The 23,152-nt window shown below is 73.1% G+C and carries 26 protein-coding genes and 1 pseudogene; 17 read left to right on the forward strand and 10 right to left on the reverse strand.

The genetic code is table 11. The features are described from left to right. Positions 1 to 5: 5 nt before the first annotated feature. From DT076_RS06790 to dnaN, 4 genes are all read right to left on the reverse strand, one after another. Positions 6 to 656, reverse strand: a complete 651-nt coding sequence (locus tag DT076_RS06790; protein WP_114125894.1) for a DUF721 domain-containing protein — start codon at positions 654 to 656, stop codon at positions 6 to 8. Beyond that, positions 653 to 1,792: a DNA replication/repair protein RecF gene (recF, locus tag DT076_RS06795; protein ID WP_114125895.1), complete on the reverse strand. Its 1,140-nt coding sequence runs from the start codon at positions 1,790 to 1,792 to the stop codon at positions 653 to 655. Before recF ends, DT076_RS06790 begins: the two co-directional genes overlap by 4 nt. Positions 1,793 to 1,919: 127 nt before the next feature. Continuing rightward, entirely contained in the window at positions 1,920 to 2,870 is a 951-nt protein-coding gene (gene gnd / locus DT076_RS06800) for a phosphogluconate dehydrogenase (NAD(+)-dependent, decarboxylating) (protein ID WP_114125896.1), read from the reverse strand. Between the two features lie 73 nt (positions 2,871 to 2,943). Next, positions 2,944 to 4,125 carry a DNA polymerase III subunit beta gene (gene dnaN, locus DT076_RS06805; protein ID WP_114125897.1) on the reverse strand — a complete coding sequence of 394 codons (1,182 nt, stop codon included), beginning with the start codon at positions 4,123 to 4,125 and terminating at the stop codon, positions 2,944 to 2,946. 508 nt (positions 4,126 to 4,633) lie between these two features. On the opposite strand from dnaN, the gene DT076_RS20430 reads away from it, so the two are divergent. Together DT076_RS20430 and DT076_RS06815 are read left to right on the forward strand one after the other, a co-directional pair. Further along, positions 4,634 to 5,116, forward strand: coding sequence for a DUF2510 domain-containing protein (locus DT076_RS20430; RefSeq protein ID WP_114125898.1), 483 nt, complete (start codon positions 4,634 to 4,636; stop codon positions 5,114 to 5,116). Between the two features lie 11 nt (positions 5,117 to 5,127). Beyond that, positions 5,128 to 5,502: a hypothetical protein gene (locus tag DT076_RS06815; RefSeq protein WP_114125899.1), complete on the forward strand. Its 375-nt coding sequence runs from the start codon at positions 5,128 to 5,130 to the stop codon at positions 5,500 to 5,502. Positions 5,503 to 5,514: 12 nt separating this feature from the next. On the opposite strand, the gene dnaA is transcribed toward DT076_RS06815, so the two are convergent. Then, positions 5,515 to 6,960: a chromosomal replication initiator protein DnaA gene (dnaA, locus tag DT076_RS06820; protein ID WP_114125900.1), complete on the reverse strand. Its 1,446-nt coding sequence runs from the start codon at positions 6,958 to 6,960 to the stop codon at positions 5,515 to 5,517. Positions 6,961 to 7,351: 391 nt separating this feature from the next. Between dnaA and rpmH the strand changes: the two genes are divergently transcribed. From rpmH to DT076_RS06865, 9 genes are all read left to right on the forward strand, one after another. Beyond that, positions 7,352 to 7,489 carry a 50S ribosomal protein L34 gene (gene rpmH, locus DT076_RS06825; RefSeq protein WP_114125901.1) on the forward strand — a complete coding sequence of 46 codons (138 nt, stop codon included), beginning with the start codon at positions 7,352 to 7,354 and terminating at the stop codon, positions 7,487 to 7,489. Positions 7,490 to 7,496: 7 nt separating this feature from the next. Continuing rightward, entirely contained in the window at positions 7,497 to 7,844 is a 348-nt protein-coding gene (gene rnpA / locus DT076_RS06830; RefSeq protein WP_114125902.1) for a ribonuclease P protein component, read from the forward strand. A 4-nt stretch (positions 7,845 to 7,848) separates the two neighbouring features. Next, on the forward strand, positions 7,849 to 8,196 hold the full coding sequence (gene yidD, locus DT076_RS06835; RefSeq protein ID WP_114125903.1) for a membrane protein insertion efficiency factor YidD: 348 nt from the start codon (positions 7,849 to 7,851) through the stop codon (positions 8,194 to 8,196). A 25-nt stretch (positions 8,197 to 8,221) separates the two neighbouring features. Further along, a complete protein-coding gene (gene yidC, locus DT076_RS06840; protein WP_407642710.1) occupies positions 8,222 to 9,283 on the forward strand; it encodes a membrane protein insertase YidC in 1,062 nt (353 codons plus the stop codon). 93 nt (positions 9,284 to 9,376) lie between these two features. Further along, a complete protein-coding gene (locus tag DT076_RS06845; RefSeq protein WP_114125905.1) occupies positions 9,377 to 9,934 on the forward strand; it encodes a Jag family protein in 558 nt (185 codons plus the stop codon). A gap of 7 nt (positions 9,935 to 9,941) precedes the next feature. Beyond that, on the forward strand, positions 9,942 to 10,583 hold the full coding sequence (rsmG, locus tag DT076_RS06850; RefSeq protein WP_233493720.1) for a 16S rRNA (guanine(527)-N(7))-methyltransferase RsmG: 642 nt from the start codon (positions 9,942 to 9,944) through the stop codon (positions 10,581 to 10,583). Between the two features lie 217 nt (positions 10,584 to 10,800). Then, entirely contained in the window at positions 10,801 to 11,043 is a 243-nt protein-coding gene (locus tag DT076_RS06855; RefSeq protein ID WP_114125906.1) for a hypothetical protein, read from the forward strand. 226 nt (positions 11,044 to 11,269) lie between these two features. Beyond that, complete coding sequence (locus DT076_RS06860) at positions 11,270 to 12,148, forward strand: ParA family protein (protein WP_114125907.1); 879 nt, start codon at positions 11,270 to 11,272, stop codon at positions 12,146 to 12,148. Further along, on the forward strand, positions 12,148 to 13,080 hold the full coding sequence (locus tag DT076_RS06865) for a ParB/RepB/Spo0J family partition protein (RefSeq protein WP_114125908.1): 933 nt from the start codon (positions 12,148 to 12,150) through the stop codon (positions 13,078 to 13,080). Before DT076_RS06860 ends, DT076_RS06865 begins: the two co-directional genes overlap by 1 nt. Positions 13,081 to 13,102: 22 nt before the next feature. Here the strand turns inward: DT076_RS06865 and DT076_RS06870 are convergent. Together DT076_RS06870 and DT076_RS06875 are read right to left on the reverse strand one after the other, a co-directional pair. Beyond that, positions 13,103 to 13,492, reverse strand: a pseudogene (locus DT076_RS06870) (DUF3817 domain-containing protein); the annotation flags it as partial. Positions 13,493 to 13,588: 96 nt separating this feature from the next. Next, a complete protein-coding gene (locus DT076_RS06875; protein WP_114125910.1) occupies positions 13,589 to 14,512 on the reverse strand; it encodes an N-acetylglucosamine kinase in 924 nt (307 codons plus the stop codon). Between the two features lie 52 nt (positions 14,513 to 14,564). On the opposite strand from DT076_RS06875, the gene DT076_RS06880 reads away from it, so the two are divergent. The 4 genes from DT076_RS06880 (at position 14,565) to DT076_RS06895 (ending at position 18,981) form a co-directional block, all read left to right on the forward strand. Beyond that, positions 14,565 to 16,061 (forward strand): glycoside hydrolase family 3 N-terminal domain-containing protein, encoded by a 1,497-nt coding sequence (locus DT076_RS06880; RefSeq protein WP_158548063.1) that lies wholly within the window; start codon positions 14,565 to 14,567, stop codon positions 16,059 to 16,061. 38 nt (positions 16,062 to 16,099) lie between these two features. After that, a complete protein-coding gene (locus DT076_RS06885) occupies positions 16,100 to 17,056 on the forward strand; it encodes an N-acetylmuramic acid 6-phosphate etherase (protein ID WP_114125912.1) in 957 nt (318 codons plus the stop codon). Between the two features lie 82 nt (positions 17,057 to 17,138). Then, a complete protein-coding gene (locus DT076_RS06890; protein WP_158548064.1) occupies positions 17,139 to 17,954 on the forward strand; it encodes an acyl-CoA thioester hydrolase/BAAT C-terminal domain-containing protein in 816 nt (271 codons plus the stop codon). Between the two features lie 88 nt (positions 17,955 to 18,042). Further along, complete coding sequence (locus tag DT076_RS06895) at positions 18,043 to 18,981, forward strand: phosphotransferase enzyme family protein (RefSeq protein ID WP_233493722.1); 939 nt, start codon at positions 18,043 to 18,045, stop codon at positions 18,979 to 18,981. A gap of 6 nt (positions 18,982 to 18,987) precedes the next feature. On the opposite strand, the gene DT076_RS06900 is transcribed toward DT076_RS06895, so the two are convergent. The 3 genes from DT076_RS06900 to DT076_RS06910 form a co-directional block, all read right to left on the reverse strand. Next, positions 18,988 to 19,722, reverse strand: coding sequence for an SURF1 family protein (locus tag DT076_RS06900; protein ID WP_147264086.1), 735 nt, complete (start codon positions 19,720 to 19,722; stop codon positions 18,988 to 18,990). A gap of 17 nt (positions 19,723 to 19,739) precedes the next feature. Further along, complete coding sequence (locus tag DT076_RS06905) at positions 19,740 to 20,690, reverse strand: D-alanine--D-alanine ligase family protein (protein WP_114125915.1); 951 nt, start codon at positions 20,688 to 20,690, stop codon at positions 19,740 to 19,742. Between the two features lie 192 nt (positions 20,691 to 20,882). Beyond that, positions 20,883 to 22,220 carry an aminotransferase-like domain-containing protein gene (locus tag DT076_RS06910; RefSeq protein ID WP_456073037.1) on the reverse strand — a complete coding sequence of 446 codons (1,338 nt, stop codon included), beginning with the start codon at positions 22,218 to 22,220 and terminating at the stop codon, positions 20,883 to 20,885. Positions 22,221 to 22,287: 67 nt separating this feature from the next. Here DT076_RS06910 and DT076_RS06915 point away from each other — a divergent pair, with 67 nt between their 5' ends. Together DT076_RS06915 and DT076_RS06920 are read left to right on the forward strand one after the other, a co-directional pair. Continuing rightward, positions 22,288 to 22,500, forward strand: coding sequence for a hypothetical protein (locus tag DT076_RS06915; RefSeq protein ID WP_114125917.1), 213 nt, complete (start codon positions 22,288 to 22,290; stop codon positions 22,498 to 22,500). Continuing rightward, on the forward strand, positions 22,497 to 23,135 hold the full coding sequence (locus DT076_RS06920; RefSeq protein WP_114125918.1) for a hypothetical protein: 639 nt from the start codon (positions 22,497 to 22,499) through the stop codon (positions 23,133 to 23,135). Before DT076_RS06915 ends, DT076_RS06920 begins: the two co-directional genes overlap by 4 nt. Positions 23,136 to 23,152: the final 17 nt, after the last annotated feature.

A 23,152-nucleotide genomic window follows, 5' to 3' on the forward strand; every position in this document is an offset into this window, starting at 1 on the left:
TGCGCTCAGCCATAGGTGTCACGGGGGCCGCGGGCGCCACGGATGCTGCGCCGGCCGTGCTTCCAGCTGGGGACGTCCGGGCCGAGCACGGTGATCCGGGTGACCGTCCCCTGGCCGAGCGCCTCGTTCAGCCGGGCCACCAGCTGGGGCGCCATGGTGCGCAACGAGGTGGCCCAGGCGGTGGAGTCCGCGCGCACGGTGAGCACCTGGTCGGCGTAGCGCTCGGGCCAGGAGTGCTCGGCGTTGACGTCGCCGACCAGGCTGCGCCAGCGGCCGAGCAGCAGGTGCAGGTTGACCGTGGTCGTCCACCCCTGCCGCTCGAACAGCGCCTCCATCGCCGCACCGAGCAGCTGGGGGTCGCGCCCGTCGGGTCGGGCCCCGGAGGACTGCGGGTCGGTGGGTCTGCGGCGTGGCCGGCGCCGGCGGGACGGCCCCGAGACCCCGCGCACCTGGCGGCTGATGCTGCGGGCCAGGTCGAGACCGGTGTCGTCGTGGTCCTCGGGGGTGGGATCGGTGCTGGGCCCTTCGACAGGCTCAGGGCGCTGGGGGTCCGGCTCAGGGCGCTGGGGGTCCGGCTCAGGGCGCTGGGGGCCCAGCTTGCCGCGCCGGGCGTCGGGCGCGGGGCGCTCGGCGTCCGGGTGCTCGGGGTCGGTCATGCCGCGGCCACCTCTCCGCCGCCGACCCGGAACCGGTGACCGTCCAGCTCGGCCGGGACGTCCTCGACCACCGCCGCGGTGACCAGCACCTGCTCGGCCTCGCCGACCCCGGCCGCCAGCCGCTGGCGCCGGGTGGCATCCAGCTCGGCGAAGACGTCGTCGAGGATGAGCACCGGCTGGACGTCCTCGCTGCGCAGCAGCGCCGCCGCACCCAGCCGCAGCGACAACGCGTAGGACCAGGACTCCCCGTGGCTGGCGTACCCGCGCGCCGGCAGCTCGCCCAGGCTGAGCACCACGTCGTCGCGGTGTGGTCCGACCAGGGTCAGCCCGCGCTGCAGCTCGTCACCGCGCCGCCGCCGCAGCTCCGAGGCCATCGCCTCGACCAGCTCCGCACGCGCCGGGACGCCCGGTTCGCGCTCGGCCGGCAGCACGGCCGTCTGGTAGCGGGCCGTCGCGACGTTGTTGGTGGGGGCGATGTCGGCGTACCACTGGGCGGTGAAGGGGGCGAGGTCGGCCAGCGACTGCATCCGCGCGTGCACCAGCTCGGCCCCGAGCCGCACCAGGTTGTCGTCCCAGACCTCCAGCGTCCCGGCCGCCTCGGCCATCGCCCGGCTGCGGCCCGAGAGCGACTTGAGCAGGGTGTTGCGCTGCCGCAGCACCCGCTCGTAGTCGGCCTTCACCCCGGCCAGCCGCGGCCAGCGGCCGACCACCAGCGAGTCGATGAACCGGCGCCGCTCGGCCGGGTCGCCCTTGACGACGGCCAGGTCCTCGGGGCTGAACACCACCGTCCGCAGCGCCCCGACCAGCTCGCGCGGGCTCCGTAGCGGCGACCGGTTGAGCCGGGCCTTGTTCGCCCGGCCCGGGGTGATCTCCAGCTCCAGCACCAGCGCGCGGTCGTCGTCGGCGCCGGCCCGCACCCGGGTCCGGACCACGGCCCGCTCCGCCCCGGCGCGCACCAGCGGGACGTCGGAGGCGACCCGGTGGGAGGACAGGGTGGACAGGTACTCCACCGCCTCCACCAGGTTGGTCTTGCCCTGCCCGTTGGCGCCGACGAAGGTCGTCACGCCGGCCGCCAGCTCGAGCTCGACGTGGGAGTAGGAGCGGAAGTCGGCGAGGGTCAGGTGGTCGACGAACACGATCCCCCTTCGACGCGACCCTCGCGGGCTGGTACGGACGTGGACCGAGACCTTAGCGCGCCGGGCGCGCTGGTGGTCGCCCTCCGACCGGCTCAGGGCGCCGGGATGGGGCTCCGTGCCGCACGGGTCAGGTGCGGCTCTCGCCCTGCGCGCCGGGGCCGGACTCGCTGGTGTCGGTGAGGGTGTCCGGGTCCTGGCCGGCGTGCTCGGCCAGCACCGCGTGCCCGCCGAACTGGTTGCGCATCGCGGCGACCATCTTCATGGCCGGCGAGTCGTCCTGCCGGGAGGCGAAGCGGGCGAACAGCGACGCCGAGATCGCCGGGGCCGGCACGGCCAGGTCGATCGCGGCCTCCACCGTCCAGCGGCCCTCGCCGGAGTCCTCGGCGTAACCGCGGATCTTGTCGAGGTTCGGGTCCTCCTTGAGGGCGTTGACGGCCAGGTCGAGCAGCCAGGAGCGGATCACGGTGCCCTCGCGCCACGACTCGAAGACCGCGGGGACGTCGGTCACCTCACCGGAGGCGGCCAGCAGCTCCCAGCCCTCGGCGTAGGCCTGCATGATCGCGTACTCGATCCCGTTGTGGACCATCTTCGCGAAGTGCCCGGCACCGACCTCGCCGGCGTGCACGAAGCCGAACTCCCCCGGCGGCTTCAGCGCGTCGAAGATGGGCTGGGCCTTGGCGACGTCCTCGCTGGAGCCGCCGCACATCAGCGCGTAGCCCAGCTCCTTGCCCCACACACCGCCGGAGACACCGCAGTCGAGGTAGCCGATGCCGCGCCCGGCCAGCAGGTCGGCGTTGTGGTGGTCGTTGATCCACTTGGAGTTGCCGCCCTCGATGACGACGTCACCCTCACCGAGCAGACCCGCCAGCTCCTCCAGCACCGGGCGCACCGCCTTGACCGGGACCATCACCCAGACCACTCGCGGGCTCTCGGTCAGCTGCTCCACCATGTCGGCCACCGTGGTGGCGTCGGAGATCTCGGGGTTGGTGTCGTAGCCGACCACGGTGTGGCCGGCCGCGCGCAGACGGTCGCGCATGTTGCCGCCCATCTTGCCCAGGCCGATCAGTCCCAGCTGCATGTCTCGTCCTCGCTCCTGTGGTGTCGCGGATCGTGGTGGTGGATCGGTCAGGACCTACCCGGAGATCCCGCGCTCAGCGGGTCGCCGGCAGTCGCATCAGCATGATGACGTGGCGGTAGTCGGTCTGCGGCTCGCCGTCGAGCTCGGCCAGCCCGGTGAGCAGGCAGGGCTTGCCGGGCGCGGTGAAGGCGAAGTCGACGTAGGGCGCGTCCAGGGCGCCGAGGGCGTCCAGCAGGTAGTTCGGGTTGAACCCGGCGGCGTCCAGCGACGGCTCGGCCGCGCCGTGCAGGTCGACGGTCGCCTCCAGCGCCTCCGAGGCCTGTGCCTGGTCGCCGGTGGCGGCCTCGAGGGTGATGCTGCCGTCGCCGATGAGCATCCGCAGCGGGGTGTTGCGCTCGGCGACCAGTGCGACGCGCTTGGCGGCGTCGATGATCTCGGCGGTGTTGCCGCGCACGGTGAGCTGCGGCTGGATGCTCATCAGGTGCCGGACCTTGGGGAACTCACCGTCCAGCAGCCGGGTGGTGGTCTCGCGCTCCCCGCCCGCGCCGGTGCCCTGGAAGCCGATCAGGCCGTCGCCCTGGGAGGCGGCGGACAGGCTGATCGAGACGTTCTCGCCGGCGGTCATCGAGCGGGCGGTGTCGGCCAGCACCTTGGCCGGCACCAGCGCCGCACCGCCGGCCGACGGGTTGGCGGGGGACCAGGTGAGCTCCTTGAGCGCCATCCGGTAGCGGTCGGTGGCCAGCAGCGAGACGGTCTCGCCGTCGATCTCCATCCGGACGCCGGTGAAGACCGGGAGCAGCTCGTCTCGGCCCGCGGCGACCACGACCTGGGAGACCGCGCGGGCGAACTCGTCGCTGGCGATGGTGCCGGTCTGCTCCGGCATCGTCGGCAGGTTGGGGTAGTCGGCGACCGGGAGCGTCTGCAGCGTGAACCGGGCGCTCCCGCAGATCAGCTCCATCCGCGAGTCGACGGCGCTGATGTCAACCGGCTTGTTGGGCAGCGATCGGCAGATGTCGGCCAGCAGACGTCCCGACACCAGGGCCTGGCCCTCGTCGGTGACGGTGGCACGCGCGTGCACCTGGGTGGAGGTCTCGTAGTCGAAGCTGGACAGCACCACCGACTCGGCGCCCTCCTCACCGCCTCCGGTGCGGAGCAGCAGACCGGCCAGGATCGGCACGCTCGGCCGGGTGGGCAGGCTGCGCGCAGCCCACTGCACGGCTTCGGCGAGAACGTCTCGCTCCAGTCGAATCTTCATGGTCCTCCTCGAACCGCAGGCGCGTCGATCACGGGTGTTCCGAGGCGCAGGCAAGCAGATCACGCGACCGGGGCCGAGATCGTGAGGTGACTCTAGCGAGGCGCGGGAGCGCGGCGAAAGCCGCTCCGAGCGCGCCGGTGTTGTGCACAGCGAGCGGGCTCCCAGACTTCGAACTCCTTCGAGCATGGATCAGTTCGTCTTCGTCATCACCGCTGTGGATCCTGTGGACAACGCCTGTCCTGCCTGGTCAGCGCGGATCCGGGCTCGTGGACGGTGGTGGGGAGAACGACGAACTACACGGGGAGGATCTGTGCTCCGGCTCCTCCGGTGCTCTCCGGAGTCCCCAGGTGACGGCGTCCGGATGTGGACGTCACCGGGGTTTTCCACAGCTGTGCACACAGGTTGTGGGTAAGAGTTCCACGGATGGAATTCAGACCACATCGGGGCCTGGTCCGACCGCTTCGCCGGGGACCAGGAGGTGGCACATCGAAGGACTAGGGTGCCGCGCATGGCTGTGCCGGGCTGGTATCCCGATCCCTCCCGACCGAACCAGGGCTACCGGTGGTTCGACGGGACGCGCTGGACCGGCCACACCACCAGCGACCCGCACCGTCCCGCGCCGACTCCCCCGCACCCCGCCCGGGCGCGGTCGCAGCTGGCGGTCGTCGCCGCGCTGGTGCTGGTGGCGGCACTGGTCGGCGGTCTGCTGCTCGCCCTCGGGGCCCGGACGTCGGGGCCGTCGGCGAGCGCGCCGCGGCCGACGGTGAGCGCCTGGGACGAGGTCACCACCCCGCCGGCGTCCCCGACCCCGACGCCGGTCCGACCACCCCTGCGGGGGCGGAGGCGTGCGAACCGGCCACCGGTGGCTCCCCGCCGGCCGCGCTGGACCCCGGCCGGGTGCACGGCGGCCCGCTCTCGTTCCCGGTCATCCCCGGGTGGGACGCACCGACGACCAGCGTCCGCTTCCCGCACGGGCGGGCGTCCCGGGTGACGAGGCTGCGGATGACGGAGGAGGAGCTGCCCTGGCAGTCCTCGGCCGAGGTGGGCGAGCTGGTGCTCGGCACGATCGCCGGTCCCGCGCAGGCGCCGGAGCTGTTGCTGCAGTGCGTGCTCAGCAGCAGCTTCTACACCAGTGTGGACGTCGCGGTGGCCGAGAGCAGCGTGCGTGCGGTGAGCGTCGACGGCGCCCCGGCGTACCAGCTGGACGCCCGGATCACCTTCGAGCACCCGCGGCTGCGGACCACCGGATCGGTGCTGCGGATCGTGGTGGTGGACGCCGACGTCGACGGCTACTGGTTCAGCGCGGTGCCGCAGGAGCGCGACGACCTGGTCGCGGCCGTGGAGGAGGCTGGGGCGGGGCTGCGGCTGGAGGACTGAGCCGGAGCGGCCTCAGCGGTGGGCGGCCTGCTTGATCCGGTTGGTCACCTCGGTGACGTGGTTGTAGGTCGAGCGCCGCTCGGCCATCTGGGTGCGGATCTTGCGGTCGGCGTGCATCACCGTGGTGTGGTCGCGGCCGAACTGCGAGCCGATCTTGGGCAGCGAGAAGTCCGTCAGCTCCCGGCACAGGTACATCGCGATCTGGCGGGCCATCACCAGCTGCTGGGTGCGGCTGGCCCCGCAGACGTCGTCCACCGTCAGGTCGAAGTAGGCCGCGGTGGTGGCGATGATGGTCTGGATCGAGATCTCGGCCTCCCCGCCGGGCGGGATGAGGTCGCGCAGCACCTCCTCGGCCAGCTCCATCGTCACCGGCTGGCGGTTGAGGCTGGCGAAGGCGGTGACCCGGATGAGCGCCCCCTCGAGCTCGCGGATGTTGGTCTGGATCCGGCTGGCGATGAACTCCAGCACGTCCGGGCCCGCGGTCAGCCGCTCCTGAGAGGCCTTCTTGCGCAGGATCGCGATCCGCGTCTCCAGGTCGGGCGGCTGGACGTCGGTGATCAGGCCCATCTCGAACCGGCTCCGCAGCCGCGGCTCCAGCGCCTCCAGCGCCTTGGGTGGGCGGTCCGAGGTCATCACGATCTGCTTCTGCGCGTTGTGCAGCGTGTTGAACGTGTGGAAGAACTCCTCCTGGGTCTGGATCTTGCTCTCCAGGAACTGGATGTCGTCGATCAGCAGCACGTCGACGTCGCGGTAGCGTCGGCGGAACTCGGCGGTGCGGTTCTCCGAGATCGCGTTGATGAAGTCGTTGGTCAGCTCCTCGGTGCTGACGTAGCGCACCCGCACCCGGTCGAAGTAGTTGCGCACGTAGTGGCCCAGCGCGTGCAGCAGATGGGTCTTGCCCAGCCCGGAGTCGCCGTAGATGAGCAGCGGGTTGTAGGCCTTGCCCGGGGCCTCGGCCACCGCCACCGCCGCCGCGTGGGCGAAGCGGTTGGACGAGCCGATGACGAAGCTCTCGAAGGTGTACTGCGGGTTGAGCCGGCTCTGCGCCGCGCCCTGGGCGGCCGCGCCCGCGTGCAGGGGGGCCGGCTCACGGGTGACGAAGGCGCTGACCGGTGCCGGTTCCTCCGCCGCGCCGTCCAGCGGGAAAGGGGCGTCCTCGAGCTCGGCCGGCACGACCGGCTGCTCGTCGGCGAGCTGGGTGTCGACGGTCAGCGCGAGGTGGGTCGGACGCTGGTAGTGGTCCGACAGCCGTTCCTCGATGTCGTGGCGGTGCTTGGTCTCGATCTGGTCCCGGGTGAAGTCGTTGGGGACCGCCACCATCAGGGTGCTGCCATGCAGGGTGAGCGCCTTGGTGGCCCGCAACCAGGGGCGCTGCGCCCGGGGAGCGGTGTTGAGGACGTACGACCAGGCCTGGGCGATCGCGTGCTGCGACGTGAGCTCCGGGGAGGGTTCGGTCACGCGCTGCTCCCCTGTCCTCCTGGTCGGGCCCGGTCGTCGAGCGTCGGCGGCTCAGCGGTCCACACAGTTGTCCACAGGATGTGGGTAACCCGCACGCTGCGACAATCTCCCAGGGGGCGTGACTGATCGGACCGCTCGTCGGCGGCGCCGACCCAGGGGAAACTAACAACGTGCTCAAGACCTTGGCAAGCCTCCGGCGACCGACGTGAACCGCCGTCGGCGTGTCGCCTGGACAGGGGCCGCCGGGGCCGTGCGGAGCCCTCGCGACGTTTTGACCGGTGGTGCCGGGGCGCGTATCGTAGCCAGGTCGCTGTACCGGCGCGTAGCGTTCGTGCGTGCCCAGACGAGGGCGGCAACAGACCTCTGCAGGCCGAGAATCGGGAGTCACCCCATGAGCAAGCGCACGTTCCAGCCGAGCAACCGCCGCCGCAGCCGTCGCCACGGCTTCCGCCTGCGGATGCGGACCCGCGCCGGCCGCGCCATCCTCGCCGCGCGTCGCCGCAAGGGACGCTCCGAGCTCTCGGCCTGAGTCCGGTGTGCTGCCCGCCACCCACCGGATGCGGTCCTCGCGCGAGTTCGCCGAGACCATCCGCTCCGGTGTGCGCGTGGGCGGCCCCCGCATCGTGATGCACGCGCGCACCGGCGAGGCCGGCGACGGCGCCCGGGTGGGCTTCGTCGTCTCCCGCGCGGTGGGCGGTGCCGTCACCCGCAACCGCGTCAAGCGACGGCTGCGCCACCTGGTCGCCCAGCACCTCGACGAGCTCGGCGACCTCCGGCTGGTGGTCCGGGCGCTGCCGCGCAGCGCGGCTGAGCCGGACGGGCTCGCCGAGGACGTCCAGACCGGTCTGAGCCGGGTGCACCGACGGCTGGCCGGGGCGAGGTGATGGCGTGCGCCACCTGCTCATCGGCCTGCTCAAGCTCTACCGGCTGCTGATCAGCCCGCTCTACGGCCAGGTCTGCCGCTACCACCCGACCTGCTCGGCCTACGCCCTGGAGGCAGTCACCGTGCACGGCTCGCTGCGGGGCAGCTGGCTGGCCGCGCGGCGGCTGCTGCGCTGCCACCCGTGGACGCCCGGCGGGTACGATCCGGTTCCGGGAACCGCTGCCGCTGCGGAGTGGGAGGCCGAGCAGCGCGCACAGGCGTCGGGCGACGTCGATGCCGACCCCGTCGTGTCCGCCGTGGGCACGACGTCCGCCAACCGACGTGGCCCGTCCGGGCCCGACCACGAGGTGTGAATTGATCGAGGGACTGATCCCGACGCTGGTCCCCCTGCTGTCCGTGATGGGCATCTGGGACTGGTTCGTCGACGTGGGCAACACCCTGATGTACCCGCTGCACTGGGCGGTCTCGGGCATCCTCGTCTTCTTCCACTGGGCGTGGTCCCCGCTGCTGGGCGTCGACTCCGGCTGGACCTGGACGCTGTCGATCGTCTGCCTGACGATCGTGGTGCGGATCCTGACGATCCCGCTGTTCGTCCGCCAGATCCGGTCCTCGCGGAACATGCAGCTGGTGCAGCCCAAGATGCGGGAGCTGCAGAAGAAGTACGGCCACGACCGGGAGCGTCTCGGGCAGGAGACGATGAAGCTCTACCGGGAGGAGGGCGTCAACCCGATGGCGTCCTGTCTGCCGCTGCTGCTGCAGATGCCGATCTTCTTCGCCCTCTTCCAGGTGCTCAACGGTGCGGCGAACGCGGTCAACCCGGCCGACGCCGTCGGGAACTGGCTGCGCGACGACCCGACCCTGGTGAACTCGCTGCGCGAGAGCACCATCTTCGGCGCCCGGATCTCCGACACCTTCCTGTCCTCCGCGCTGTGGGAGGTGAAGGTCCTCACGGTCGTGCTCATCCTGCTGATGACCGCGACGCTGTTCTTCACCCAGCTGCAGCTGATGCGCAAGAACATGCCGAAGGAGGCCCTGGAGGGTCCCTTCGCCCAGCAGCAGAAGATCCTGCTCTACGTCTTCCCCATCATCTTCGCCGTCGGTGGCATCAACTTCCCGGTCGGCGTGCTGATCTACTGGCTCACCTCGAACCTGTGGACCATGGGCCAGCAGTTCTACATCATCCGCAACAACCCGGCCCCTGGCAGCGACGCCTACGCGGCCTGGGAGGAGCGGCAGCGCCAGAAGGGCCACGACCCGAAGGTCGAGGCGGCCAAGGAGGCCGACAAGGCGCGCCGGCAGAAGGGTGAGCCCGAGCCGGCCGCCCCGGCCACCGGCGTCCAGCGACAGCAGGTGCAGCGACAGCAGCCGCGCCGGCAGACCCGCTCGCAGCGGGGCAAGAAGCCCGGGGCACCCGGGCAGGCGCAGACGCGGACCGACTGACGACCCGGCAGGTGCGGCCGTCCGGCCCCTGCCACCCCAGCCCGTGCCCGGGTGGCCAGGTGCGCCCCGGGACCTGAATCGAGAGGGACGACCATGAGTACCAGCGACGAGCTCGTCAGCGACCGCCCGGCCGAGGAGCAGGTCGAGGCGACCGACGCCACGCCGACGACCAGCCCGGACGAGGCGACGGAGGAGACCACTGATCCGCTCGAGCTCGAGGGCGAGGTCGCGGCGGACTACCTGGAGGAGCTGCTCGACATCGCCGACCTGGACGGCGACATCGACACCTACACCGAGGGCGGCCGGGCCCACGTCTCGGTGGTCACCGACACCGACGTGCTGGTCGGCCCCGACGGTGAGGTGCTGGAGGCGCTGCAGGAGCTGTCCCGGCTCGCGGTGATGACCGAGACGGGGCGTCGCAGCCGGTTGATGCTCGACATCGCCGGGCACCGCGACCGTCGCCGGCGCGAGCTGCGTGAGCTGGCGAGCGACGCCGTGCAGGAGGTCAGGGAGACCGGCGAGGCGGTGCGGCTGTCGCCGATGAACCCGTTCGAGCGCAAGATCGTGCACGACGCGGTCGCCGAGGCCGGTCTGGGCAGCGAGTCCGAGGGCGAGGAGCCGCGGCGCCGGGTCGTCGTGCTGCCCGGCTGAGGCAGCGGTGAGCGAGGACTTCACGCCGGCGGAGGTGGAGGCCGAACCCGCCGAGGCCACCGCCGTCTTCGGTGATCGCATCGAGTCGACAAGGCAATATGTCGACATGTTGTCGAGTCGAGGTATCGAGTGGGGCCTGCTCGGTCCGCGCGAGGCCGGACGGCTCTGGTCCCGACACGTGCTCAACAGCGCGGCGGCCGGTGGCGTGATGCCGGAAGGGGCACACGTCGTGGACGTCGGGAGCGGGGCTGGTCTGCCGGGCGTCCCGCTCGCGCTGGCCCGTCCCGACCTGGGCGTGACGCTGTTGGAGCCCCTGCTGCGGCGTGCGGAGTTCCTCGAGCTGGCCATCGACGAGCTGGGGCTGGAAGAGCGGGTGCGGGTCGTCCGGGCGCGGGCGGAGGACCACGAGGACGTGTACGACGTCGTGACGGCCCGAGCGGTGGGTGCGCTGTCGAAGCTGGTGCCGTGGTGCGAGCCCCTGCTGGACGATGGTGGCGAGATGCTGCTGCTCAAGGGCGCGTCGGCACCGGAGGAGCTGGCCAAGGCGGAGAAGCTGCTGCGGCGGCTGCGACTCAGTGCTGACGTACTGTCGGTACGTGCGGACCCACGCAGCGAGCCGACCACGGTGGTCCGGTTGCGTCGAGCCTGACCGCAAACGGCCGTGCGTTGGCGGGGGCGGTCGCGACGCTCCTGCTGGTGACGTCCACGGCGTGCAGCGCGGAGGTGTCCGATGTCGGGGTGCTGGCTTCGTGGTCGGAGAGCGAGTCCGGGCAAGCTGCACTCGAGGCCGTGGTGCCTCGCGGGGCCGGCAGGGTCGTGCGGTCGGAGGAGCTTGCCGGGTTGGTCGCTGCCTGCCGCGGGCGGAGGTGGCCGCCAGGCTGCAGGAGGCACCGGCTGGTGCGGTGCTGCTCGTGGACGGCTACGAGAAGTGCCAGCAGCAGCGTCCGCACGTCGACCGGCAGGAGGGGACGGTCTGGATCGCGGTGCGCGAGGAGGACCGCGACGTGGTCTGGGTCTGGGCGCCGGGCACGTCGGAGCTCTGGTCCGTGCCGGTGGGGACGGTCGGGGGCCCCGAGCCTGAGGTGGTCGAGGCGGCGGAGCGGCTCTGACGGGTGGACGTGGTCGCGGCGGTGGCGTCGGGCGGCGTGGAGGGGACCGTTCCACGTGGAACGGACCGCCGGTGTCTGCGGACAGGCCGCTCGCGCCCGAGCGCTCGGCCGACGGCTCGGCGTATGGTGTCCCGGGTGCCGTGAGCCTCCGTGCTCGAGGTGCAGGGTACGAGGTTGACGAGTCGAGACACGAGGAGATGCGCTGGTGGGTGTGCCACGCCGGGCGATGATCGATGAGGACGAGGCCGGCCCCGCGCCCGAGGTGGAGGTGGAGACAGTTCCGGCGGCGGCGTCACTCCCCCAGCTCCCTCGACCCCGCTCGACCAGGACGTTCGTGGTGGCGAACCAGAAGGGCGGCGTCGGGAAGACGACGACCACGGTGAACCTCGCCGCGGCCCTCGCGCTCGGCGGGCTGCGGGTGCTGGTGGTCGATCTGGACCCGCAGGGCAACGCGTCCACCGCGCTCGGCGTCGATCACCATGCCGGCGTGGCCGGGACGTATGAGGTGCTGCTTGAGGGCGACCGGGTGGAGGAGCACGTGGTGGCCTCCCCTGAGGCCCCCAACCTGCACGTGCTCCCGGCGACGATCGACCTCGCGGGCGCCGAGATCGAGCTCGTGTCGGTTGTTGCACGTGAAACACGGCTCAAGAAGGCTCTCGCCGCCTACCGCGAGACCCATCCGCTCGACTACGTGCTCCTCGACTGCCCTCCCTCGCTCGGGTTGCTCACCCTCAACGCCCTGGTGGCGGCCGACGAGATCCTCATCCCCATCCAGTGCGAGTACTACGCCCTCGAAGGTGTGTCGCAGCTGATGCGCACCATCGACATGGTCAAGGGCCAGCTGAACGACGACCTCGAGCTGAGCACCATCGTGCTGACGATGTTCGACGGACGCACCCGGCTCGCCAGCCAGGTGGCCGACGAGGTCCGGGGACACTTCCGCACCCAGACGCTACCCACGGTCATCCCCCGTTCGGTGCGGATCGCCGAGGCGCCCAGCTATGGGCAGACGGTCCTGTCGTACCAGCCGACGTCGGTAGGCGCCATCGCCTACCTCAACGCAGCCAGGGACATCGCCCGCCGGGGCGTCGAAGGAGGGCACTGATGGCGAAGGCACAGCGACGCGCGCTCGGCCGGGGTCTGGGCGAGCTGTTCCAGAGCACCGACACCGCCGAGCAGTCCCGCGCGGCCGCGGACCGCGCTGACACTCCTGCCCGACCCGAGCTGGTGGACGTGCCGGAGGGTTCCTCCTTCCAGGAGCTCCCCGTCGCGGCGATCGCCCCGAACCCCCGCCAGCCACGCACCGATTTCGACCAGGACGCACTGGCCGAACTGGTCGGCTCGATCAAGGAGATCGGCCTCCTGCAGCCGGTCGTCGTGCGGCCCGTCGCGGATGGTCGGTACGAACTGGTGATGGGTGAACGGCGCTGGCGGGCCACCCAGGAGGCGGGCCTGGACACCATCCCCGCGATCATCCGCCCCACCGAGGACCACGACCTGCTCCGGGACGCGCTGCTGGAGAACCTGCACCGCGCCCAGCTCAACCCGCTCGAGGAGGCCGCGGCCTACCAGCAGATGCTCGACGACTTCGGCTGCACGCAGGAGGAGCTGTCCCGCCGCATCCACCGGTCCCGGCCGCAGATCTCCAACACCATCCGCCTGATGCGGCTCCCGGCGAGCGTGCAGCGGCGAGTCGCCGCTGGCGTGCTCAGCGCCGGCCACGCCCGGGCGATCCTCGCCCTGAGCGACCCGGCCGCCCAGGAGCGCCTCGCGCAGCGGATCGTCGCCGAGGGCCTGTCCGTCCGCTCGGCTGAGGAGGCGGCAGCCCTGGGGGATGACACGCCGGGTGGTACCGCTCGTCGTCGGCGCCCTCGCGAGCTACCCGCGGGAGCTCAGGAGGTGGCCGAGGAGCTGACCGACCGGCTGGACACCCGCGTCCGGGTGGAGGGCAGCGCCCGTCGCGGCCGCATCGTCATCGACTTCGCCTCGGCGGAGGACCTCCAGCGGATCGCCGGGCTGCTCGGCGTGCGTCTCTAAGTCGACAAAACTCTTTGTGGGCCTACCGACGATCCTTCAGCGGCGGCTGCTCGGCGTCGACGGCCTCGCTGCTGGATGCGGGGTGATCGGCGTCGGCCTGCGCGAGGCGGCGCTGGACGTCCTTGGTCGCCGAGCGCTCGGCGACGAAGGACAGGAACGGCACGGTGCCAGCGAGGGCGATCAGCAGCAGCCGGCGCCAGGGCCACCTGACCCGCCGACCGAGGTCGAATGCGGTGATCAGCAGCACCATGTAGAGCCACCCGTGCGGGACGCCGGTCCAGGTGACGACGGTGTCGTCCCCGCCGAGGTACTTCAGCGGCAACCCGACGCAGACCAGGACGACCAGCAGGACACCGACCACCCAGGCCATTACCCGGTACCTGAGCAGTGCCCCCCGCACTCCCTGGACGTCCACCGCGATCTCCCCTCTCTGGTACGAGCTGACCCCCCGAGCCTAGTCGAGCCCACGGAGAGCAACATGTCGCCGTGTCGACAAAGCCCCTTACCGCTATGGAGCGGTGGATCGGTCCCAGCCGGCCAGCTCAGCAGCCAGCCGTACGGCGCCGAGGACCGGTCGTTCGCCGAGGTGCACGCGGTGGCCCAGCGACTCCAGCGCGTGTGTCACCGGTTGCCGGACGGCGTCGACGCCGGTGAGCACACCGCCGGCGAGGACGACGTCGGTCGGGCCGGTGGTGACCACGCTGCAGGTGCCGAGCAGCGCCTCGACGGCCTCGGCCAGGATCGCCGCGGCGGCGGCGTCCCCGCTGTCGGCGGCGGTCACCACCGCGGGCACCAGAGCGGCGACCTGGCCGGCGGTGAGGGGCGCCACGGTGCGGATCCAGTCCTGACGCCGGTCGCCCGACAGGTCCTGCACCCCGAGCGCGGCGCCGACGTGCTGGACCAGCGTGGTGGGCGCGGCGCGGCCGTCCAGCGCCGCGGCGGCCGTCCGCAGCGCCCGCGAGCCGATCCACCACCCCGAGCCCTCATCGCCCAGCCGCCATCCCATGCCGTCGCAGCGGGCCTCCAGGCGGCGTCCGGTGTAGCGCGCCGCGACCGCACCGGTCCCGCTCAGCAGCAGCAGACCGTCGTCGCCGGGGGCACCGCCGAGGAAGGCGATGTCGAGGTCGGTGACCACGGCGTGCGGGGCCGCGACGCCCAGGGCGGCCAGATCGTCGGCGACCCGCTGCCGGACGGTGGCGCCGGCGGCAGCGGCCGCTCCGGCGATCCCCGCGACCACCGCGGCGACGTCGGCCGTCGGGACGTCACCGAGGGCGCCCGAGACCGCCTCGCGGAAGTGCCGGGAGACCTCCGTCCCGACGCTGTGGTGGTTGCCGCCCCCGGTGCGCCGTTCACCGACGACCGTACCGTCAGCCGTCACCGCCACCGCCCGGGTCGACGACCCGCCGGCGTCCACCCCCACCACGACTCTCATCGACAGCGAACGCTACCCCGAGAGGTCCAGACCATGTGGTTGCATGGCCCCCGTGCCCGGGACCAGCGACGACGGACCTCCAGACGCCACCCGTGCCGGTCTGCGCCGCCTGCTGGCCAGCTTCCCCGGCACCACCGTGCCGCCGTGGGTGCGCCAGGCGCTCCTCGACGGCGTCGGCGGTGTCGTCCTCTTCGCCGAGAACACCCCCGACCTGATCACCACCCGACGGCTGTGCGACGAGCTGCACGCCATCGCCCCCGACGTGTTGATCATGGTCGACGAGGAGGGTGGGGACGTCTCGCGGCTGGAGGCGGTCACCGGGTCGTCGATCCCCGGCAACGCCGCCCTCGGGGTGCTGGACGACGTCGCCACCACCGGCCGCGTCGGTCGGGCGCTCGGCGCGCTGCTGCACGCGGTCGGCATCGACATCGACCTGGCCCCGTGCCTCGACGTCGCCAGCCAGCCCCGGAACCCGGTGATCGGCACCCGCTCCTTCGGTGCCGACGCGCAGCTGGTCGCCCGGCACGGGGACGCCTTCGTCCGGGGGATGGCCGAGGGCGGCGTCGCCGCCTGCGCCAAGCACTACCCGGGCCACGGCGCCACCGAGGTCGACTCCCATGCCGGGCTGCCGGTGCTCGACGTCGGCCTGGCCGAGCTCGAGGCGCGCGACGGGCTGCCGTTCCGCACGGCCGTGGCAGCGGGGCTCGAGGCGGTGATGACCGCGCACGTGGTCGTCCCCGAGCTCGGGCCGGACCCGGCCTCGCTGTCGGCGTGGTCGTCGCAGCGGCTGCGCACCGACGGGTTCGACGGGTTGATCATCACCGACGCGCTGGGCATGCGTGCGGTCGGCGACGACCTCGGTCGAGCGGCCGTCGCGGCGGTCGCCGCAGGAGCCGACCTGCTCTGCCTGGACGCCCCGCACGAACGGGACGCCGAGCTGGCGTTCCGTCAGGCGCTGGACGCCCTGACCGCCGCGTTCGCCGACGGCACCCTCGACCTGGCTGCCACCGCGGAGGCCGACCGCCGCGTCGCGGTGGCCGCGGCAGCCGCCCGCCGACGCCGGAAGCAGCCCCGTGTCGACGTCGACACCGCGCTGACCGCGCTGGCCGAGGCCGGCCGTGACGCCGCCCGCCGCGCCCTGCGGACCACAGGGAGCCCGGTGCTCATGCCGCCCGTCGCGCTGGTCGACCTCCGGGGGAGGCAGAACCTGGCGGCCGGACGGACCACCTCCGCCTTCCAGAGCGCGCTCGACGACCGGCTCCGCCGGCTGGGTGAGCCGCCCGCCCGCCGCCTGGACCCCGCCGCGGACGACCTCGACCGGGCCGGCGCGGTGCTCGTGCTGACGCGCGAGCCGTACCCGGAGGCGGCGGAGGGCCGCGCGCTCGCCGCCCTGCTGGAGCGCTGCCCGTCCGCGGTCGTCGTGCACACCGGGCTGCCTGCCGTCGCACCGCACGTCCCGACCCGGGTCGACTGCCACGGAGTGGGGCGGGCCAACGCCGAGGCGGTGGCCGAGCTGCTGCTGCCCGTCCCCGCCGAGCCGAGTCGATGAACGACAGCCACCCGAACCCGCACCCCGAGGAGCGATCGATGACCGCACCGGTCCGCCTGGACGGCATGCCCACCGAGGAGCGCAACCCGCGCTCGCTGCACCTGGACGAGCTCGAGGTCGACGAGCTGGTCGAGGTGATCAGCGGGGAGGACCGCTACGCGCTGGAGGCGGTGGAGCGGGCCCGTCCGCAGATCGCGGCGCTGGTGCGGCTCGGCGTGGAGAGCCTGGCCGGCGGCGGCACCATCCACTACGTCGGCTCCGGGACGTCCGGCCGTCTCGGCGTGCTCGACGCGGTCGAGCTGGTCCCCACCTACAACGTCGGCCCCGAGCTGGTCACCGCGCACCTGGCCGGCGGCCCGGGCGCCTTCCTCAAGGCCGTCGAGGGCGCCGAGGACGACGAGCAGGCCGGCCGCGAGCTCGCCGCGGGCTTCCGCGCCGGTGACCTGGTGGTCGGTCTGGCCGCCAGCGGGCGGACGCCCTACGTGCGCGGAGCACTGCTCGGCGCCGCGGAGGTCGGAGCGCGGACCGGGGTGGTCGCCGCCAACCCGCGGGCGCCGCTGGCCGAGCTCGCCGACGTCGCGGTGCTGCTGGAGACCGGGCCCGAGGTGGTCACCGGGTCGACCCGGATGAAGGCCGCCACCGCCCAGAAGATGGTGATCAACACCTTCTCGACCGCGGTGATGGTGCGCTGCGGACGCACCTACTCCAACCTCATGATCGAGGTGCTGACCACCAACGAGAAGCTGCGGGCCCGCGCGGTGCGGATGCTCGAGCAGGCCAGCGGACGCCCCGAGGCCGACTGCCGCGCCGCCCTGACCGAGGCGCTGACCATCCACCGGGAGGGTGGCCCGAGCGCGATCAAGATCGCCCTGGTCGCGCTGCTGGCCGGCTCGGCCGTCCCCGCCGCGGCCGAGGCCGCTGCCCGGTTCCCCGCCGACCCGTCCCGCGCCGGTGACCCCTCGGGCGTGCGCGCCGCGGTGGCGTCCCTGGGCTGAGCCGCCTGGTCGGTCCGATCGGTGCGGGCGTCGTGGCCCGTTGTCCGCCGCGGTGCCGGCGACCAGATGTGATCATGCACCCGTGCGTCACCTGCGACTCAGCGCACCGGACGGCGTCCGGTACCGACCGGACGAACCGTCCGGGGTCGGCGTCCTGGCCCTGGCTGGGTCCAGCGGACGGGTCGACGGCGAGCGTGCGCGGGTGCTCGCCGAGCAGGGTGCCCTGTCCGAGTCGATCCGCTGGTTCGGCGGTCCGGGGCAGAGCCCGGGCCCCTGGGACGTCCCGGTCGAGCTGTTCCTCGAGCGGGTGGAGGAGCTCCGCCGCGAGTGCGACCGGGTGGTGGTCTGCGGCACGTCCTTCGGCGCCGAGGCTGCCCTGCTGACCGGAGCCTTCTCGAGCTCGGTCGACGCGGTCGCCGCGTTCGCCCCGTCCGACGTCGTGTGGTCCGGCGTCACTCCCGACGGCCGGAGCGCCTCCCACTGGACCTTCGACGGGCGACCGCTGCCATGCGTGGCACTGTCCGCGAGCTGGCGACCCGACCGGGACCCGCCTCGTTTCACCGAGCTGTACCGGCAGTCGTACGGCGCAGCAGGGAAGGAGACCATCGCCGCGGCGACCATTCCCGTCGAACGGGTGCCCGAGGTCGTCCTGGTCGCCGGGGGTGACGACCGGGTGTGGCCGAGCCAGGAGCATGCTGCCCGCGTCGTCGCCCGGCGGCAGCGACACGGGCTGTCGACGGTGGTGGTGCGTGACGACGAGGCGGGGCACCGCACGATCCTCCCGGGTGAGCGCCCGGTGGTCGGCGGCGCCAGGATGGAACGCGGAGGGAGCGAGGCGGCGGATCGACGGCTGGGAGCTGCGGCCTGGTCACACCTCCTCCGGCTGATCGGTCGCTGAGGCCTGGGTGTTCGGTCCGGTGTCACGCGGCCAGCTCGGGCGGGCCCGCCTGGCGGTGAGAACCGCCCGCGGCCCCTACGGTGAGGACGTGCTGCCGTCGGGCTTGTCGATGTTGTGGGAGACGGTCGAGGCGCAGGACGCGCTGCGGGACCGGTTCGGGTTCGACGATCTCGACGCCGTCGCGCAGTGGCTCATCGCGACCCTCCGAGACGGCTGGGCGATCACGGCCGTTGAGGTGCGCCGGGTCGTCCTCAGTGACCAGAACGCGATCGCGTGGGCGAGCACCGACCGGGGCGCCCTCGTGGTGAAGTGGTCGCGGGCCGAGGCGCTGTTCCCGGTGCTGGAGGCCACCACGGTGGTGCTCGGCACGCTCGGCACCCGCGGCCTGCCGGTGGCGGCCCCGCTGCCGGCGGTCGGCGGGCGCGTCCGGCTGGTGCGCACCGGGCCGCGCGGACCGCTGTCGGTCGCCGTGCTGCCGGAGCTGAGCGGGGACTGGCTGGACATCACCGACGAGTCGGCGGTGCGGGACGCCGGCGCGTGTCTGGCGCGGTTGCACGAGGCCCTCGCCGACTGCTCTGGCGACCGACTGCCCCGGGGCGCACGGACGTCCGCCTCCCCGACCGACATCCGGCACTGGGTCACGGCCGAGGGTCACCGGCTCCCGGACGACGTCGCGCGACGGCTGGACGAGCTGCTGACCGACCTACCGGAGCTGGACGACCGTCCCCAGCTGGTGCACCAGGACTACCGCGCGGCCAACCTCCTGGTCCGCGACGGCCGGGTGGTGGGGGTCCTCGACTTCGACGAGCTGGGGATCGGTCGTCGCGTGCACGACCTGGCGCACGCCAGCGTGTACCTGGCGACCCGGTTCACCGACTGGGGGCCGACGCCCGCGTCCATCCAGCAGCAGCTGCGGACGGGTTACGAGTCGGTCCGGCCGCTGGGGAAGGCCGAACGGCACTGGTGGGACGTCCTCGTCCTCTGGCAGGGTCTGCGCGCGTTCCCGTCCGCGACAGCAGGGAGGTGAGCGGCCTCAGCCCGCCGGCTCCGCCTGGTCGCGAGCGCCGTCCTTGCGGCCGATGTCACGGGCGATGAGGACGGCGAGCACCAGACCGAAGCCGGCGAACACCCACCACTGCAGGGCGTAGCCGCCGTTGCGCAGCTCGCCCTCGCCCTCGGGCAGGGTGACCGCCGCCTGCTCCAGACCCTGCGCCGCGGCGTGCTCGGCGTCCAGGGTGACGAAACCGTTGACCAGCGGCGGGTCCCAGGACTGGGCCACCTCCGAGAGCCGCACCGAGGCGAGCTCGCCGGGCTCGGGCTCGGCGCCCTCGACCCGCGCCTCGGACGCCAGCAGGATCCCGCTCAGCCGCTGCGGCCCGGACGGCGGCGCCGGCGGGTCGGCGACGTCGGGCAGCGCCGCCACCCCGCGGACCACCGGGACGGTGCTGCCGTCGTCCTGCACGAGCGCCGACAGCACCCGGTAGCGCCCCGGCTCCCCGGGCACCGGGATGAGGAACTGCGGCTGCGACGCCGAGAACTCCCCGGCGAAGGTGACGGTGCGGCCGTAGCCGTCCTCGGGCAGCTCCCCGGGCGGGGCCACCTCACCCAGCGGACGGGCCGGCTCGGCCGCCCGCTGCAGGGCGAACCCCTCCGCCTGCTGGCGGTACACGTCGAGCTGCCACCAGCCGAGGCGGACCATCGCGCCCGCGATCACCAGCGCCAGCAGCACCACCCCGACCTGCTTGAGCCGCGTCACCAGCACGGGCACGCCGCGAGCCGCACCGGTCACGGGCGGTGGCGGCCGCGGGCCAGCTCGACCAGCTGCAGCAGCACCGGGCCCAGCCCCAGACCGGCCTGCTCCAGCGCGATCGGGACGGTCGAGGTCGGGGTGAGCCCCGGTGCGACGTTGGTCTCCAGGAAGGTCGGACGCCCCTGCTCGTCGACGATGATGTCGGTGCGGCTGAGGTGGGCCAGCCCGAGCGTCTCGTGCACGTCGAGGGCCATCCGGGCGCACGCCTCGGCGGCCTCGGTGCTGATCTCGGCGGGGCAGAGGAAGCGGGTCTCCCCGGCGGTGTAGCGCGCGGCGTAGTCGTAGACACCGGACTCGGGCCGGATCTCCACCGCCGGCAGCGCCTGCGGCCCGTCCGGTCCCTCGACCACGCCGACGGCCACCTCGGTGCCGGTGACGAAGGTCTCCACCACCGCGACCGAGCCGTAGGCGTAGGCGGCGACCATCGCCGAGGACAGCTCACCCGGCTGGTCCACCCGGGTGCAGCCGAGGGCCGAGCCGCTCCGCGACGGCTTGACCATCATCGGGAAGCCGATCTGCTCCCCGAGCGCCCGGACCAGCGCGGCGGCGCCGAGCTCGCGGAAGATCTCGTGCGGCAGCGCCACCTGCCGCGGGGTGCGGATACCGGCCTCGGCCACCACCCGGGTGGCGATCGACTTGTCGAAGGCGACCCGGCAGGCCGCGCCGGTGGAGCCGACGTAGGGCACGTCCAGCAGGTCCAGCACCTCGCGCAGGGAGCCGTCCTCACCGGCCTCACCGTGCAGCAGCGGAAGCACCACCGAACCGGGATGGGAGCGCAGCGTGCTGATCAGCTGGGGGTCGACGTCGTGCTCGAGCACCTCCACCCCGGCGTCCTGCAGCTGTTCGGCGACGCGGCGTCCGGAGCGCAGGGAGACGTCGCGCTCGTGCGACAGCCCGCCGGCCAGGACGATCACCGGTGCGCTCACGGCCGGCTCCTCCGCTGCTGGGTGCTCTGCCGCTGGGTGCTCTGCTGCTGGGGCACGTCGCTCAGGTCCTTCCTCGTTCGGTGGTGCGCCCTGGGATCGTGTCCGCAGCCGGGCCGCGGGACGCCGACACGCCGCGACACACCGGCGGTGACGGAGATGACATACACGTTCTCGGGGGGCAGGGGTGGACGCCTAGCTCTGGTTCGCGCGGGGGCCGCGGGTGAGCGGCGGGGTGGTGGTGGCGTCGCGGGCGTCGAGGCCGAAGGTGTGGTGCAGGTCGAGCTCGCGGTGCAGCACCTCGCCGAGGCGGCGGCAGCCCTCGCGGATCCGGTCCGGCGGCGGGTAGCAGTAGGAGACCCGCACGTGCCGGGCGCCGAAGCCGTCGGCGAAGAACGCCGAGCCCGGCACGTAGGCGACCCGGGACGTGATCGCGCGGGGCAGCATCGCCTGCGAGTCGAGCCCCTCGGGCAGGGTGAGCCAGACGAAGAACCCGCCGTCGGGACGGGTCCAGGTGGTGCCGGCCGGCATGAACTCGGCCAATCCCTCGAGCATGGCGTCGCGGCGGATGCGGTACATGTCGCGGAAGCTGACCACCTGGCCCTGCCAGTCGCAGGTGGTGAGGTAGGTGGTGACGGCGAACTGGCTGAACGTCGGCGGGCACAGGGTGGCCGACTCCTGGGCCAGCACCAGCTTCTCGCGCACCGCGTGCGGGGCCAGCACCCAGCCCACCCGCATACCGGGGGAGAAGGTCTTGGAGAAGCTGCCCAGGTAGAGCACGTTGTCGGCGTCCAGGCTGCGCATCGCCGGGATCGGCTCGCCGGAGAAGCTGAGCAGCCCGTACGGGTTGTCCTCGACCACCATCAGGCCGTGCTCGCGAGCCACCTCGAGGATCTCCTCCCGGCGCTCCAGCGGCTGGGTGACGCCCGCCGGGTTCTGGAAGTTGGGGATCGTGTACAGGAACTTCACCCGGCGTCCGGCCACCTGCAGCCCCACCAGCGCCTCGCGCAGGGCCTCGGGCTGCAGCCCGTGCTCGTCCATCGCCACGTGCACCACGTCGGTCTGGTAGGAGCGGAAGGTGCCCAGCGCGCCCACGTAGGACGGCGCCTCGGCCAGCACGACGTCACCGGGGTCGCAGAAGATCCGGGTGATGAGGTCGAGACCCTGCTGGGAGCCGACGGTGACGGTGACGTCGTCGCGGTGGGCGTGGATGCCCTCCAGCCGCATCACCTCGGTGATCGCCTCGCGCAGCGCGGGCTCGCCCTGGCCGGAGCCGTACTGCATGGCCCGTGGCCCCTCCTTGCCGATCATGGCGGCGAGGTTGTCGGCGATGACGTCGAGGGGGAGGTCGGCGATGTTGGGCATCCCCCCGGCCAGCGAGACGACCTCGGGGCGGTTGGCGACCTCGAAGAGCGAGCGCACGGCCGAGGCGGTGGTGCCGTGGGTGCGGGCGGCGTAGCGCCCGGCCCAGGTGTCCAGCCGGGTGTCCTGGCGTGCCCGTGGGCTCTGCTCGGGGAGGCTCACCCCCGCGATGCTACCCGCGGGAGCGGGCCCGGACCGGCAGCGCCCGCCGTTGTGGCCGACGACCTACGATGACGACATGACGGCCGAACCAGCGCGGGGAGGGGCGGACGCCCGGGGGCGCGACGACGTGCGGACCGGGGCCCCGGTGTCCGCGGTCACGGTGGCCCGGGCCCACGCCGCGGTGCGGCGCTGGCGCTGGGTGGCCCTGCTGCTGGCCGGCATGCTGACCACGCTGGCCCTCGGCTTCCTGGTCGGGCTGGCCCGGCCGCGGACGGTGTCGCGGCCGTGACCCGCGACGGTTCCCGGCGCGGACGGCGGACGCGGGTGCGCCCGCTGCTGCCCCGCGACCTGCCCGACCTGGAGACCTGCGCCGGCTGCCCGAGCACCGACCCGGCTGACGAGGACGTCCGCGCCGCCGTCTCGGCGTGGGGCTGGTGCGGGCTGGCCGTGGTGGACGGGGACCGGATGGGCACGCACGTGCTGGCCACCCCGGTGACCACCGCGGAGGGGGTGGTCGCCCGGGTGACCCGGTTGCACCCGGTCACCGCCACCGACGGCTCGAGCGGGCGAGCCGCCCCCCGGGACACCCACGGCGCCCAGCACCCGATGGAGGTGCGGGTGCACTCCCAGCAGCTCGTCGAGACGCTCGCCGCGCGCAGCCTGCGGCGGGGTGTGGTGGCGGTGGAGGCCCACGCGCACCGCTGGGCCGGCCACTGCGGGATGCCGCCGATGGTGTGGCTGGCCGCGCGCGGTTTCGTCGTCACCCAGACCGGGGCGCTGCACCCGTGGATGCGCCTCGACCTCAACCGGACGGTCGCGGAGCAGTCCGGGCTGCGGGAGGCCTGGAGCCGGCTCACCGACCTGGTGCGGACGCCACCGCCGCCGGAGCCGATCGGCCGGCTCACCCATCGCACCGGCGGCTGAGGGGCATCGCCCGCGCG

This window comes from Desertihabitans brevis (assembly GCF_003327535.1).
Taxonomy (GTDB): Bacteria; Actinomycetota; Actinomycetes; order Propionibacteriales; family Propionibacteriaceae; genus Desertihabitans; species Desertihabitans brevis.

What these genes read in the sequence shown, in the direction of transcription:
- DT076_RS06865 (WP_114125908.1), top strand. Translation starts at nt 12,148, where the DNA reads ATGGCGAAGGCACAGCGACGCGCGCTCGGCCGGGGTCTGGGCGAGCTG.
- DT076_RS06915 (WP_114125917.1), top strand. Translation starts at nt 22,288, where the DNA reads ATGACGGCCGAACCAGCGCGGGGAGGGGCGGACGCCCGGGGGCGCGAC.
- DT076_RS06790 (WP_114125894.1), bottom strand. Translation starts at nt 656, where the DNA reads ATGACCGACCCCGAGCACCCGGACGCCGAGCGCCCCGCGCCCGACGCC.
- DT076_RS20430 (WP_114125898.1), top strand. Translation starts at nt 4,634, where the DNA reads ATGGCTGTGCCGGGCTGGTATCCCGATCCCTCCCGACCGAACCAGGGC.
- DT076_RS06860 (WP_114125907.1), top strand. Translation starts at nt 11,270, where the DNA reads ATGATCGATGAGGACGAGGCCGGCCCCGCGCCCGAGGTGGAGGTGGAG.
- DT076_RS06845 (WP_114125905.1), top strand. Translation starts at nt 9,377, where the DNA reads ATGAGTACCAGCGACGAGCTCGTCAGCGACCGCCCGGCCGAGGAGCAG.
- DT076_RS06815 (WP_114125899.1), top strand. Translation starts at nt 5,128, where the DNA reads ATGACGGAGGAGGAGCTGCCCTGGCAGTCCTCGGCCGAGGTGGGCGAG.
- gnd (WP_114125896.1), bottom strand. Translation starts at nt 2,870, where the DNA reads ATGCAGCTGGGACTGATCGGCCTGGGCAAGATGGGCGGCAACATGCGC.
- dnaN (WP_114125897.1), bottom strand. Translation starts at nt 4,125, where the DNA reads ATGAAGATTCGACTGGAGCGAGACGTTCTCGCCGAAGCCGTGCAGTGG.
- rpmH (WP_114125901.1), top strand. Translation starts at nt 7,352, where the DNA reads ATGAGCAAGCGCACGTTCCAGCCGAGCAACCGCCGCCGCAGCCGTCGC.
- DT076_RS06885 (WP_114125912.1), top strand. Translation starts at nt 16,100, where the DNA reads ATGACCGCACCGGTCCGCCTGGACGGCATGCCCACCGAGGAGCGCAAC.
- DT076_RS06875 (WP_114125910.1), bottom strand. Translation starts at nt 14,512, where the DNA reads ATGAGAGTCGTGGTGGGGGTGGACGCCGGCGGGTCGTCGACCCGGGCG.